This is a genomic window from Bacteroidota bacterium, from assembly GCA_016699695.1.
GTDB lineage: Bacteria > Bacteroidota > Bacteroidia > Bacteroidales > UBA10428 > UBA10428.
The window spans coordinates 229969-242515 of the sequence record CP065006.1 but is presented as its reverse complement, the minus strand read 5'-3'; the positions used below and the strand labels follow the sequence as shown (position 1 = coordinate 242515).

The following is a 12547-nucleotide window of genomic DNA, read 5'->3' as shown; positions in this document are numbered from 1 at the left end:
TATAGCGAAAATAGTCGGACTTTTACAAACCTTCGTTTAGGTTCAATCTGATTTATGTTACTTTAACCATGTGATTTAAATCATCAGTTTTTCCATCAATGCTTTTGTGTCTTGATTTTTTTCTTAACTTTAGTAATGAATAATTCTTCAACCTAAATTCTGATGGAAGCAAACGAAACCGAGGTGTTGGTGCCATTTGAGTATTGTCTTTCTTCCTTGCAACGCGAAGCTGTTTTGCAAAATAGTAACGTGGTGAAATACAACAAGAAGGAGATAATATTTCGTCAGAACACCCGCACTTCGCACATAATGTTTGTTCGCTCCGGAATGGTGAAGGTTTTTAAAGAAGGGCGCAACAACAAGTTCATTGTATTAAAGGTAGCTGTAAAAAACGATTTTTTAGGGCTGTTATCAATCTATGGCCGCGATACCCATCAATACTCTGCTGCATCTATTCAGGAAACTGAAATTGGGTTTATCGACATTAATACCTTTAATACCATTCTTTATTCCAATGGCGAGTTTGCCAGCAAATTCATTCACAAAATCTCCAACGACGGGCTTTATATTTTCGAACGATTGATGAGTCAATCGCACAAGCAATTGCCTGGCCGTATTGCCGATGTGATTCTTTATTTTTCAGAACAAATTTTTAAAAGCGATTGCTTTGAATTTCCCTTTACCCGCCGAGAATTAGCCGAATTGGCTGGTACTACGAAAGAAAGCTTTATTCGCACCCTGGCAGAGTTTAAAAACGATAAGATCATTGATTTGGATGGTTCGAAAGTAAAAATTAACAGCTTAAAAATTATTAAAACCCTGAGTCAGTTAGGATAAAAAACCTGATATGTCGAAAATGCGGATTTTAGTGGTGGACGATATCTTTACGAACAGATTGTTGTTGTCGGAGATACTCGAAGATATTGGTTGCGAATACTTTCTGGCCAGAAATGGTAGGGAGGCTGTCGATGAATTGGCCCAGAGTCATTTCGACCTGGTTTTAATGGATATTGAAATGCCTGTAATGAATGGGGTTGAGGCTACACGGTATGTGCGCGATCAAATGCCTGAACGAAAAAGACATATTCCGATAATTGCCCTTACAGCCCATAATCCCAGTTTGTTTTTCGATAATTTCAGCGATGCAGGATTTTCGAATCTGTTGACTAAGCCCTATTCGGTAGCAAAAATAAAGCAACTTTTAGAAGGATACAGAAAAGAAAGTGCCTGAGAATTTTACTTTTCCAGGCAATCAACCCAACTAAGGTTTAACAAGGACACAATTTTTTCCAGACCTACCCGGTCAATATCGTCGAAATTGGCCTTTTTATCGCTGTCGATGTCTAACACTCCTACCGGAAGGCCTTTCGAATTAAAAACAGGTATAACTATTTCCGATTTCGAGCGTGCATCGCATGCAATATGATCCGGAAATTCTTCAACATCTTCCACTACGATACTCTTCGCTGATTGGATGCTAGCCCAGCATACACCTTTAGAATAGGCTAGCTCCTGGCAAGCAACAGGGCCCTGATAGGGGCCAACAACAAGCCGGGTGCTTTTTAACAGGTAAAAACCCACCCAAAAAAAATTTTGGTTTTTATGGTATAAAATGGCATTGATTGTAGCCATCTGGGCAATTAAATCAGGACTCTTATCGAGTAAGCCTTTTAACTGATCGTAGAGTCGTATGTATTTTTTACTTTTTGAATTCATCGCACAAGTGCAAAAAAAAATAATCCTGAAGATAGGATTATTTTTTGTGTTATCGGTATGAATTTATTAATGGCTTCAGGCAGGTAGAAAAGTGTATTCGCGAATTATTTTAAACAGATTGTGGGGCAGAGGTTTTAGGATAATTCTTTTATCTCCTTTTTCGTAGAGTACATAGTGGTAATACGAGAAACATTGTAAGTTTGTAGGGGTAATACCTTGGTTGCTAAGTTGTTCTCTCGACATGCACATACCTTGGCTTAGCTGCTGGCTGGATGCTTTTACTAATGTTTCCATTTTTCTGAGATTTGGTTCTGCTGCTAAACTACTAAGAATGAACCTATCTAGTCAAGAAGGGAGTGGTGATATGAATTATTGAATAAAAATGATTTGCATCACCATGTCTGTGTCGATTAAAAAAACCGGTTAGAATTTCTAACCGGTTTTTAGTGTGATTCAGCTGGGATTCGAACCCAGGACCCCATCCTTAAAAGGGATGTGCTCTACCAGCTGAGCTACTGAATCTTGATTTTTAAGGGCTTCAGCTTATTTTTAAAGCGATGCAAATATAGTATCTTAATTTTTACCTGCAAAAATATCCGATATTTAATTTCTTCTTTTTTTTATGCTGCTAAAAGCTTCGAATTTTAAAAGTTTTTTTTCAAAATAAAACTTACTAATATTACTATACGTATGAAGTGTAGATGATAAAAAACCTAATAAAAAACTCTATTATGAAACGAGCATGTCTTGACCTAAACACAAACACGTATGAACATAGTCATGCGAGTTACATCCGGCCTCTAAAAATTAGTTTTGTTCGGATGAAAAGACTAACTCTGGGTATCGCCCTTATATGTTTTGCACTCACTGGCTCGAATAGCCAGGTAATTGATATTGGAAAATTTTTGGCAGCCGGTCAGGAAGATGCCGAAGTGCTGATGCAAGGCTACCTTGGGCCATATTTTAATGCATTTGGCGCCAGTATGACTGGTGGATGGTATAATACAGCCGGTTCGCATAGCTTGGGTGGTTTCGATATTACTGCCACTTTTAATACTTCCTTTGTACCTGACGAAGACCTGAAAATGGATTTGAGCCAGCTTACATTAAACAGTTTGCAACTGGCCCCTGGCACATCGGAAGAAACGCCAACCATTGCCGGAAAAAACGAAACAGGAAGTCAATTAAACTACAATATTGCAGGCCTACCAGATACAAAAGCCTTCGATATGCCAAAGGGAACCGGAGTAGCCTATGTGCCTTCTCCCATGCTGCAATTGAGTGTAGGTCTTATTAAAGAAACCGATATCATTGGCCGCTATATGCCACCTATTCGAACAGGCGAAACTGAAATTGGCATGTGGGGTATTGGCTTTAAACATGGTATCAAGCAATGGATACCTGTGCTTGAACGCATTCCTGTTTTGCAATTGTCGGTGCACTATGGTTACACAAAAATGAATGCCAACGTGGGTTTGGATGTGACGCCTGATATGGTTGGACTAACCGATAACACCACCGCTGACATAAGCTGGGACGACCAGAAAATGACCTTTGTAACACAAAGCCATACTGGTAACTTATTGGTATCGGCCAACCTGCCGGTGGTTTGTTTTTATGGAGGAGTTGGTTTTGCCACTACCAAAACCAACCTCGACTTAAAAGGTTATTACCCTTCGATAGAAATCAGTCAGGCTCCCTCTGCGGTTGTTACTGATAACAGCGCTTTGTTGGATCCGATAAATATGGAGATTAAAAATACCGATGGAAGTATAACCAAGCCTCGTTTTAATGCAGGTATGCGTCTTAAATTCGCGGTATTCACGCTCCATTTCGATTATACTTATGCCAATTATAGCATGGCTACAGTGGGTATGGGCCTCTCTTTCAGATAGAAATTATTCGATTTCTTTTTTTTGTTTACATAAGAAAAGCGCAGTGAAAACTGCGCTTTTTGATTTTTATGGGTCACAAATTTGTATTTAGCTCCTCTGATCTTAGAAATAGAATCCAAAGCGGATTACCGGATTTGTATAAGGGCTAAAATCGCTTTCGATTAAATTATACAATAGCATTATGGATAGTCCACCACGTTGCCCAATGGGTTGAAAAATACCGCCACCTACAAGCAGTGAATTAATTAAGGCACGTCCGTCTTTTATCACTGTATTGTTGGGATCCAGATACAACTTTTCAACGCTAAGTAATTCATATTCGCTATGCAGAATGATATCGCCGATATTGATGTTTATTACTTCTCCAAAGTCCTTAAATAATGAATAAGAGGCAATGGCTCTAGGTCCATAATATGAGGTTTGATAGTTGTAATAGTTGCTTTTTCTGAAAATATAGGTGAATCCGGGGCCTATAAGAAAGCGGGGAGAGGCTCTGTACATAGCCACGGGAGATAATTCAATATAGGTTTCGCTGCCTGCCGATAACCAGAAATTGCCACCAAAAGACCAGCGTTGTAATTTCTCCTGGCGCTTTTGCTTTTGCTGTTCTTTTGTTTCGGTTTCGTTAGGTCCATAAAAACCATCGTCCTGGGCATTGAGTGAAACGAAAAGAAAACAAAGGCTTATGGCAATTGCAAATCGTAAAAGTTTTATGCACTTAGTTGGAAGCTGATTTCTCATAAATAAAATAATAAAGATTTTTTTTAAAAACATCTTTGCTGTCTGGCTTGTTTCATACTTTTATTGATGGTAAAGCAAAGATAGATATTTAACCCAATTTATTATGAATGCACTTATTACAGGGGCTAGTAAAGGTATTGGATTTGAAGTGGCGCTGGCGCTTGCAAAATCAAACCCGGAAAATATGGTGCTGATCTCGCGCAGCAAAGATGGACTTGAAAAGCTCAGGGAGCATATCCACAAGATATCACCACTTACCAATGTAATTGTGATTGCATCTGATTTGAAGCTATTGATACAAAATACAGAATGGCTTGCAAACCTTACCTTTCGACACTTAGATATCTTAGTCAATAACGCCGGAACTCTTGTAAACAGTCCATTCGAGGAAACTGATCTGAATACAGCCAAAGAGATTTTTGAGGTGAATTTTCACGCACCTGCTCAATTGGTTCGGCTTATGTTACCATTGTTGAAATCCAGTCTTCGTGCGCATGTGGTCAATATCGGTAGCATGGGAGGTTTTCAGGGCAGCAGCAAATACCCCGGGTTGAGCTATTATAGCGCTTCGAAAGCTGCGCTTGCAGCACTTACCGAATGCCTTGCAGTGGAGTTTGCCGATAACTCAATAAAAACGAATTGTTTGGCATTAGGGGCGGTTCAAACCGAAATGCTTACTAAAGCTTTTCCTGGTTTCCATGCTCCTTTGGATTCGAAAAAAATGGGTGAGTTTATTGCACAATTTGCGCAGCAGGGCCATGAGGTATATAATGGTCAGGTTTTGCCTGTAAGGTTGTCTAATCCATAGCTACACTTGTAAGTTACCTAATACTTTTTAGTGATAATAAAAATAGATAGGTGTTTTGTCTGTCGACTTTTACAAAATATTTTTTTTGTGCGATTAGTGTGCGGATAAAATGCTAATCGCTTCTAACCATGTTACTTTCGTCGTATTCTTTTGCTTGAATTTGCCCCTTAATAACCAGTAAACCGTTCCATGCCAGGGCATGCATTTCATCCTCGCCCGGGTAGATAATTACCGGTGCAATAAAAGTTACCATGGATTTAATGTATTCTACTATCATGGTGTTATGCGAAACTCCTCCGGTAAGAATTATTGCATCGATATGGCCTTTTAATACTGCCGAGAGCGAACCTATTTCTTTACCAATCTGGTAGGCCATTGCATCCTGTATCTTTCTTGCATTCTCGTTTCCGTCCTGAGCCATGAGTTCTACTTCGTAAGCGCTGTTTGTACCCAGGTAAGCCATAAGGCCGCCTTTGCCGGTAATCATTTTTTTAATTTCGTCGAGAGTAATACCTTCTTTGAAACATAATTTGGCCAGAGCTCCCGCTGGCAGGGTACCGGAACGCTCCGGTGAAAATGGACCTTCACCATCGAGTGCCTGATTGACATCGATTACACGACCTAAATGGTGTGCTCCAACCGAAATGCCACCTCCTATGTGTGCTATAATCAAATTAAGTTCTTCGTATTTGCGGTTGATAAGTCTGGCATAGGCACGACCTACAGCTTTTTGATTAAGGGCATGAAAGATAGAATAGCGTTTAAACTCTGGATGACCAGTATAGCGGGCAACATCTTCCAATTCGTCCACTACCACAGGGTCGGCAATATAGGCAACGCATCCGGGAATTTGTTTGGCCAGGTCATCGGCAATTAATCCGCCCAGGTTACTGGCATGTTCGCCTAATACTCCGTCTACCAGGTCTTTTTTCATCTGTTCGTTGATGCGGTAAACTCCCGATTTGATAGGACGGATTAAACCACCACGGGCCACAATGGCTACTATTTTACTAATATCGATGTGAGAGTCCTTTAATTCACTCAAAATATGATCTTTCCGAAATTCATACTGGTCGGCAATTTTATTGAATTTTGCCAATTCTTCTGCCGGGTGCGAAATCGACTTCAGAAAAGCAGGACGCGAATTATGAAAAACAGCTATTTTGGTGGAGGTAGAGCCTGGGTTAATGGCGAGTATTTTTATGTCCATTTGATGTTCTATTTTGAAGTGAGTACTGCCAATGCAATGGATAAGAACTTGGTTTCTTCGGTGTCTGCCCTCGAAGTTAATACAATAGGCGATTTACTGCCAACTATTATTGCTGCACAACGAGCATTGCCTAAAAACGATAGAGCCTTATAGAGAATGTTGCCACTGTTTAAGTCTGGTGCCAGTAACAAGTCAGCATCACCTGCTACGGGGCTAAAAATTTCTTTATGCTCTGCAGCTTCTTTCGAAATGGCATTGTCTAATGCCATGGGTCCATCGGCCTGGCAACTGCCCAACTGGTTTCGCTCGGCCATTGTTTTAAGGATAGCAGCCTCGGTGGTTGCAGGCATCTTTGGATTTACTTTTTCGACGGCAGCAAGAATAGCTACTTTTGGCTGTTCATAACCAAGTGCATGAAAAGCAGAAATGGCGTTTTCGAGTATGGCAGCTTTTTCTTCGAGAGTAGGTGCTATGTTCATGGCTGCATCTGTAAGCCCCAATATTTTATGGTAGTAAGGCGATTCGAAAAGTGCCAGATGACTTAATAATTTCCCCGACAACAATCCGTATTCTTTCGAAACAACATGTTTTAAAAGAGTACCTGTGGGAACCAATCCTTTCATTAATAAATCGGCTTTGCCTTCGGCAATCATCTTCACAGCCCGCATACATGCTTCACTTTCGCTGTTTGCATGTATAATATCCTGGTCTGAAATGCCCACCCCAGTTTCCAGAGCGATTTCTTTAATTTTTTCCTTATCTCCAATAAAAATGGGGTGTATCAGACCAGCCTCACGGGCTTTTGCAATGGCATTGAGTACATATTTATCTTCAGCAGCAGCAACAACCAGGGTTTTTGTTTTGCCTTTGATGGCAGCTTCCACCAGCTGATCGAGGTTTTTGATTAATGTTTGCATAGTTTCATGTTATTCCAAATCAGATTTGCTTTCATGTTAAAAAGACTCTTTAGTACTTAAAAATACAATCTTTCAGAAGATAGTAGGATGATTTGCATCATTATGAAGAGAAAAGCTCAGTAAATTCAAATGCAAAAAGAAAAACCCGCAATTCCAAGCGATAAGATATTACTCTGATCCATGGAATTGCGGGCAATAATAGCAAACTAATGCTAAAGGTCTATTTCATACTTTCGATAATATGCAAGGTGTCCTGAGCAATTACCAGTTCCTCGTTGGTTGGTACAACCATAACTTTGATTTTTGAATCGGCAGGCGAAATCACTTTTTCTTTACCTCTCAGTTTGTCATTAAGGGCGTGATCAATTTGTACACCCATAAATTCAAGGTCTGAACATACTTCCATGCGGGTTTCCGGACCATTCTCACCAATACCACCAGCGAAAATCAGAATGTCGAGACCGCCCAATGCGGCAGCATAAGCACCGATGTATTTTTTAATCCGGTAATGGTACATTTTTAATGCTAGTTGGGCTCTTTTATTGTCTTGTTTCCATGCAGCATCTTCGATATCGCGCATGTCGGAAGACACTCCCGAAACCCCAAGCATACCGCTTTGCTTGTTAAATACGGTATTGAGGGCGCTGAGAGCAAGTTCTTCCTTGTCCATAATGTAACTCACTACTCCAATGTCGAGGTCGCCAGAACGGGTACCCATAATTAAACCTTCGATGGGTGTAAAGCCCATACTTGTATCGAGCGATTTTCCGCCATCGATGGCGCACATCGAAGCCCCGTTACCCAAGTGACAGGTAATTATCTTTTGAGTATTGATGTCAACACCGAGTATTTCGCAGGCTCTTTTTGCAATGTAGGAATGGCTGGTTCCATGGAAACCATAACGGCGGATTTTGTATTTATTGTAAAGCGAATATGGAATCGCATACATGTAGCTATGCTCCGGCATAGTCTGATGAAAAGCAGTATCGAAAACAGCTACTTGCTTAATATTGGGTATTAGGCTCATCATGGCCATAATACCTTTCAGGTTAGCAGGGTTATGCAAAGGAGCCAGTTCGCAGCATTTTTCTATCTGTTCCAGTGCATAATCGTCGATAAAAGCACTGCCTTTGAAATTCTCACCACCATGGGCCACCCGATGGCCAACAGCATCAATTTCGTCCAGCGATTTGAGCATACCATGTTTTTCACTTGTCAATATGCCCAGTATGTATTCAATACCAGTCTGGTGATCGAGGATTTCTCCTTCGAAGCGCACTTTTTCGCCTTTTTCTTTTTCAAGTTTCACAAAAGAGCCTTTCAATCCAACCTTTTCGGCTACACCACTGGCAAGGCATTTTACGCTGCTCATATCGAACAGCTGATATTTTATTGATGAACTTCCACAGTTCAGAACCAGAATCTTCATTATACTTTTACTTTAAATGTTAGGACCAATTTTTTTTCCGTTTTCGTCGTATTTGTAAAACCCTTGTCCCGAAACGCGTCCGAGCTGATGCGCTCTTACAAGCTTTTTAATGATGGGAGAGGCCATGTATTTTTTGTCACCAAACTCGTTATATAGATTTTCCATCCAGCGAATCACCTTGTCGAGTCCATTTTTATCGGCCAATTCGAATGGTCCCAGGCTTTGCCCCAGGCCAATGCGCATGGTTTTATCGATATCCTCCATTGATCCAACACCTTCCATGAGCACTTCGCAGGCCTCGTTGAGTTGTGCTACAAATATCCGCACACTAATCAAGCCTGGAGATTCTTCGCATAGAATAGGTTCTTTGCCTAACATTTTAGCAAATTTCACCACCTTTTCGAATACGATGTCTGAAGTATAAAGGCCTCTTACTACTTCTATCATTTTTGCTTTTGGAGCAGTGGTAAGAAAATGCAGGCTTACGCAGCGGTCCTTATAATCGAGGTCGGATGATAATTCGGTAATGACTATGGTGGTGGAGTTGGTAGCAATAATACACTCGGGAGAAACATATTTTTCTATGTTTTTAAAAACTTCTTTGCGGCTTGAAACTCTTCTCTCACGTGTTTTAGATCGTATAGATTCGATAACCAGGTCGCAACCTTTCAGGTTTTCGAACCCGACATATCCATTAATGCGCGAAAGGATGGCTCTTTTCTCGCTTGCGGTCATCCCCCAATGGTCAATCATGACATCGAGTTCGAGTTCAATCTTACACTTGGCATAATTGATTTTTTCTTCCGAGAGCTCAATAAAAACCACTTCCAATTCCTTTTGGCTGATCATCAGGGCGATGTTTTGCCCAACTGTGCCGCATCCTACAATACCTACTTTCGAAAAAAGTTGTTTGGTTCTGTTTTTCGAACTTAATCCATATTCCTCTATGGCCTCAATAATTACTTCTGACATTTTTTATCGAATCTTTTTGTTGTTTTTTCTTATTTATTCCCTGCAGCCTGATTGGCAGTAATGGCAACAAGGTTCACAATATCACTCACAGAGCAGCCTCTCGATAAATCGTTAATCGGAGCAGCCATTCCTTGTAAAACAGGGCCTACAGCCTCTGCATTGGCAAGTCGTTGCACGAGTTTATACGCAATATTTCCAGCTTCGAGAGTTGGAAATACCAACACATTGGCTTTACCTGCTATTTCGCTACCCGGTGCTTTTTTCTGTCCGATAGCCTCTACGATAGCTGCATCTGCCTGCAATTCGCCATCAATTTTCATGCTTGGGTCGAGTTTACGGGCTATTTCTGTGGCTTCACGCACTTTATCCACCATCTCATGGCTTGCACTTCCCTTGGTCGAGAAGCTCAGCATGGCAATGCGTGGTTCAAATCCGGCAATGGCTCTGGTTGTTTTGCCAGTACTAATGGCAATTTCTGCCAGTTCCTTGGCAGTTGGGTTCGGATGTACCGCACAATCGGCAAATACCATCAGGCCATTTTCGCCATATTCTTTGTTCTTTAAAAACATCAAAAAAGCACCTGATACTACGCTGATGCCCGGCAAGGTTTTTACATACTGAAAAGCAGGCCTGAGTACATCGCCGGTAGCATTGTCGGCACCTGCTACTTCACCATCGGCATCTTTGCTTTTTATCATAATGGTAGCTAGGTACAATGGATCTTTTAAAAGAGCATATGCCTGCTCTTTGGTAAGACCTTTACTCTTTCTGAGCTCTACCATTAAATTGGCATATTCTTCTTTTTTTGGGTTGTTGGCCGGATCGACAATTTTGGCTTTTGCAATATTCTTTAATCCAAGTGAACTTGCTTTTTTTAATAACTCTGATTCGCTGCCTATTAAGATAATAGAAGCAATTCCTTCCTCAATAACCTGGTCGGCTGCGCGAAGTGTACGCTCTTCGAAACTCTCCGGAAGCACAATTCGTTGAAGATTTTTTCTTGCATTCAGTTTAATTTGATCTAGTAAATTCATTGTATTTCAGATTTTTAGCTTTTTTCGACAGAGGTTTGTAAAAATAGTCAAAAAAGGTTTCTGTACTGCCCCAGAATTTAATGATAATGATCATTTTTATCAAGCCAATTGTGGGGTAAATTGTTTTAAATCAAATAATTAGATCGTATTTACACATGTTCCTCATTATCAATACAATTTGCTATTTATATTGAGTTTAAATAATAAATATTTTCAGGTATGGAGTATCAAACAATTTTTCAACAGCTTTGGCAGGATTACCGTGCTGTGAACCCTAGTGTGGACAGAATTCATCAACTTCTTGAATTGCAGGGAAATCAGGTACTAAACGACCATATCGCATTTCGTACATGTAATCTATCCGGAATCGACATTGAAGTATTAGCAAAACCTTTTCTTGCTTTAGGTTATAAAGCCAAGGGTAATTACTTTTTCGAAGAAAAGAGACTTAAAGCCACACATTATGAGCACGAAAGTGATGAAAAGGCACCTAAGGTATTTATAAGTGAATTGATTACCGAAGACTTTAGTCCACTTGTGCGCGAAACGGCTCTATGGATAGCCAAACAGGTGCGCAAACAGCAACTGGAGGCCAACGATTTGCTGTTTTCTAAACGCTGCTGGAACCCCATCAATTATGCCAGTTATGAGGCTCTAAGAAAAGAATCGGAGTATGCAGCCTGGTTTTATGTATATGGTTTCAGGGCCAATCATTTTACTGTGTCGGTTAATCATCTTCAATCAATTTCTTCACTCGAAGAAATGAATGAGTTTTTAAAAAATAATGGATTCAACCTTAATGTTTCCGGTGGGGAGATTAAAGGTACTCGTGAGGAATTATTGAAGCAATCGAGCACACTTGCCGATAAGCTGAGAATTGATTTCGAAGATGGCAGCTATGAGATACCTTGTTGTTATTACGAATTTGCAGAAAGGTTTAAAGATGCCAACGGTAAAATATTCAATGGCTTTATTGCAAAGTCTGCCGATAAAATATTCGAAAGCACCAATAAAAAATAGATTGTGCACAAAACAAAACAAAAATTAACTTTTAGTTTTCTTTTATTAAATTTGAATTAGTAACGTCATGACAAATAGACATATTTAGATATGTTATTATTTATTATATTTGTCAATCAAATTTTCAAGTGAATGGCACTTATTGAAATTAATGCGCGGTACAGCACACTTGCTACCGAAAACTGTTGTTTATCTTGCGGGGGAGCCTTAGATTATTCTAAACCCCAAACAGGTGAAACCTGCCTTGATCTTGGCAGCGGCAGGGGAAATGATGTTCTACGCATGGCGGAAGAGGTTGGTAAAGAGGGTTTTGTGTATGGACTGGATATTTCCGACGGGATGCTGCAAAAAGCGGAATCTACTGCTGTTAAGCTAGGTATAGAGAATGTAAAGTTTATAAAGTCGGAGCTTGAACATATTCCCCTGGAAGATAATTCAATCGACCTGGTCATTTCCAACTGTACCATTAATCATGCCACCGACAAGCAGAAAGTTTGGAATGAGATTTTTCGGGTACTTAACACCAATGGAAGGTTTGTTGTGAGTGACATTTACTCTTTACAGCCTGTGCCAGAGCAATATAGAACAGATCCGGAGGCTATTGCAGAATGTTGGGCAGGTTCTGTAACCCGTCTGGAATATTTAGACCAGCTCGCGAAGGCAGGTTTTAAGAAAATTGAAATTCTGGAAGAAAGTGCACCCTATAAAAAAGGTGCAATCTCGGTGTGTAGTTTTACCATAAAGGGGTTTAAAACAAATAATTGTTGTAATTAAGAATAAATTTTATGAAAACACTTGTAAACAA

Annotated in this window: 14 protein-coding genes and 1 tRNA gene; 6 read left to right on the top strand and 9 right to left on the bottom strand. The window is 40.2% G+C overall.

Annotated elements, in window-relative coordinates; translation table 11 throughout:
- Nucleotides 1-162: 162 nt before the first annotated feature.
- The gene (locus IPM71_01055; GenBank protein ID QQS51342.1) at nucleotides 163-837 is read left to right on the top strand and encodes a Crp/Fnr family transcriptional regulator; all 675 of its coding nucleotides are present in this window, start codon (nucleotides 163-165) and stop codon (nucleotides 835-837) included.
- A gap of 10 nt (nucleotides 838-847) precedes the next feature.
- Nucleotides 848-1231: a response regulator gene (locus IPM71_01050; protein QQS51341.1), complete on the top strand. Its 384-nt coding sequence runs from the start codon at nucleotides 848-850 to the stop codon at nucleotides 1229-1231.
- A 5-nt stretch (nucleotides 1232-1236) separates the two neighbouring features.
- Here IPM71_01050 and IPM71_01045 read toward each other — a convergent pair whose 3' ends face one another.
- From IPM71_01045 to IPM71_01035, 3 genes are all read right to left on the bottom strand, one after another.
- Nucleotides 1237-1716 (bottom strand): GAF domain-containing protein, encoded by a 480-nt coding sequence (locus IPM71_01045; GenBank protein ID QQS51340.1) that lies wholly within the window; start codon nucleotides 1714-1716, stop codon nucleotides 1237-1239.
- A 75-nt stretch (nucleotides 1717-1791) separates the two neighbouring features.
- Entirely contained in the window at nucleotides 1792-2010 is a 219-nt protein-coding gene (locus IPM71_01040) for a hypothetical protein (GenBank protein QQS51339.1), read from the bottom strand.
- A 155-nt stretch (nucleotides 2011-2165) separates the two neighbouring features.
- Nucleotides 2166-2238 (bottom strand) — tRNA-Lys (locus IPM71_01035).
- A gap of 299 nt (nucleotides 2239-2537) precedes the next feature.
- Here IPM71_01035 and IPM71_01030 point away from each other — a divergent pair.
- Entirely contained in the window at nucleotides 2538-3611 is a 1074-nt protein-coding gene (locus tag IPM71_01030) for a hypothetical protein (GenBank protein QQS51338.1), read from the top strand.
- Nucleotides 3612-3713: 102 nt separating this feature from the next.
- Here IPM71_01030 and IPM71_01025 read toward each other — a convergent pair whose 3' ends face one another.
- Complete coding sequence (locus IPM71_01025) at nucleotides 3714-4352, bottom strand: hypothetical protein (GenBank protein ID QQS51337.1); 639 nt, start codon at nucleotides 4350-4352, stop codon at nucleotides 3714-3716.
- Between the two features lie 103 nt (nucleotides 4353-4455).
- Here IPM71_01025 and IPM71_01020 point away from each other — a divergent pair, with 103 nt between their 5' ends.
- Nucleotides 4456-5160, top strand: coding sequence for an SDR family oxidoreductase (locus IPM71_01020; GenBank protein ID QQS51336.1), 705 nt, complete (start codon nucleotides 4456-4458; stop codon nucleotides 5158-5160).
- Between the two features lie 112 nt (nucleotides 5161-5272).
- On the opposite strand, the gene buk is transcribed toward IPM71_01020, so the two are convergent.
- The 5 genes from buk to pta form a co-directional block, all read right to left on the bottom strand.
- Nucleotides 5273-6370: a butyrate kinase gene (gene buk / locus IPM71_01015; GenBank protein QQS51335.1), complete on the bottom strand. Its 1098-nt coding sequence runs from the start codon at nucleotides 6368-6370 to the stop codon at nucleotides 5273-5275.
- 8 nt (nucleotides 6371-6378) lie between these two features.
- Nucleotides 6379-7287, bottom strand: a complete 909-nt coding sequence (locus IPM71_01010; protein ID QQS51334.1) for a bifunctional enoyl-CoA hydratase/phosphate acetyltransferase — start codon at nucleotides 7285-7287, stop codon at nucleotides 6379-6381.
- Nucleotides 7288-7507: 220 nt separating this feature from the next.
- On the bottom strand, nucleotides 7508-8716 hold the full coding sequence (locus tag IPM71_01005) for an acetate kinase (protein QQS51333.1): 1209 nt from the start codon (nucleotides 8714-8716) through the stop codon (nucleotides 7508-7510).
- A 12-nt stretch (nucleotides 8717-8728) separates the two neighbouring features.
- The gene (locus IPM71_01000; GenBank protein ID QQS51332.1) at nucleotides 8729-9688 is read right to left on the bottom strand and encodes a 3-hydroxyacyl-CoA dehydrogenase family protein; all 960 of its coding nucleotides are present in this window, start codon (nucleotides 9686-9688) and stop codon (nucleotides 8729-8731) included.
- 29 nt (nucleotides 9689-9717) lie between these two features.
- Nucleotides 9718-10722: a phosphate acetyltransferase gene (gene pta, locus IPM71_00995; GenBank protein QQS51331.1), complete on the bottom strand. Its 1005-nt coding sequence runs from the start codon at nucleotides 10720-10722 to the stop codon at nucleotides 9718-9720.
- Nucleotides 10723-10941: 219 nt separating this feature from the next.
- Here pta and IPM71_00990 point away from each other — a divergent pair, with 219 nt between their 5' ends.
- Both IPM71_00990 and IPM71_00985 read left to right on the top strand, forming a co-directional pair.
- Nucleotides 10942-11742, top strand: coding sequence for a DUF1338 domain-containing protein (locus IPM71_00990; GenBank protein QQS51330.1), 801 nt, complete (start codon nucleotides 10942-10944; stop codon nucleotides 11740-11742).
- Nucleotides 11743-11874: 132 nt separating this feature from the next.
- On the top strand, nucleotides 11875-12516 hold the full coding sequence (locus IPM71_00985; GenBank protein QQS51329.1) for a methyltransferase domain-containing protein: 642 nt from the start codon (nucleotides 11875-11877) through the stop codon (nucleotides 12514-12516).
- Nucleotides 12517-12547 lie beyond the last annotated feature (31 nt).

Excerpts from the sequence above, each read along its gene's own strand:
- IPM71_01055 (QQS51342.1), top strand. The coding sequence starts at position 163 with ATGGAAGCAAACGAAACCGAGGTGTTGGTGCCATTTGAGTATTGTCTT.
- IPM71_01050 (QQS51341.1), top strand. The coding sequence starts at position 848 with ATGTCGAAAATGCGGATTTTAGTGGTGGACGATATCTTTACGAACAGA.
- IPM71_01045 (QQS51340.1), bottom strand. The coding sequence starts at position 1,716 with ATGAATTCAAAAAGTAAAAAATACATACGACTCTACGATCAGTTAAAA.
- IPM71_01040 (QQS51339.1), bottom strand. The coding sequence starts at position 2,010 with ATGGAAACATTAGTAAAAGCATCCAGCCAGCAGCTAAGCCAAGGTATG.
- IPM71_01030 (QQS51338.1), top strand. The coding sequence starts at position 2,538 with ATGAAAAGACTAACTCTGGGTATCGCCCTTATATGTTTTGCACTCACT.
- IPM71_01025 (QQS51337.1), bottom strand. The coding sequence starts at position 4,352 with ATGAGAAATCAGCTTCCAACTAAGTGCATAAAACTTTTACGATTTGCA.
- IPM71_01020 (QQS51336.1), top strand. The coding sequence starts at position 4,456 with ATGAATGCACTTATTACAGGGGCTAGTAAAGGTATTGGATTTGAAGTG.
- buk (QQS51335.1), bottom strand. The coding sequence starts at position 6,370 with ATGGACATAAAAATACTCGCCATTAACCCAGGCTCTACCTCCACCAAA.
- IPM71_01010 (QQS51334.1), bottom strand. The coding sequence starts at position 7,287 with ATGCAAACATTAATCAAAAACCTCGATCAGCTGGTGGAAGCTGCCATC.
- IPM71_01005 (QQS51333.1), bottom strand. The coding sequence starts at position 8,716 with ATGAAGATTCTGGTTCTGAACTGTGGAAGTTCATCAATAAAATATCAG.
- IPM71_01000 (QQS51332.1), bottom strand. The coding sequence starts at position 9,688 with ATGTCAGAAGTAATTATTGAGGCCATAGAGGAATATGGATTAAGTTCG.
- pta (QQS51331.1), bottom strand. The coding sequence starts at position 10,722 with ATGAATTTACTAGATCAAATTAAACTGAATGCAAGAAAAAATCTTCAA.
- IPM71_00990 (QQS51330.1), top strand. The coding sequence starts at position 10,942 with ATGGAGTATCAAACAATTTTTCAACAGCTTTGGCAGGATTACCGTGCT.
- IPM71_00985 (QQS51329.1), top strand. The coding sequence starts at position 11,875 with ATGGCACTTATTGAAATTAATGCGCGGTACAGCACACTTGCTACCGAA.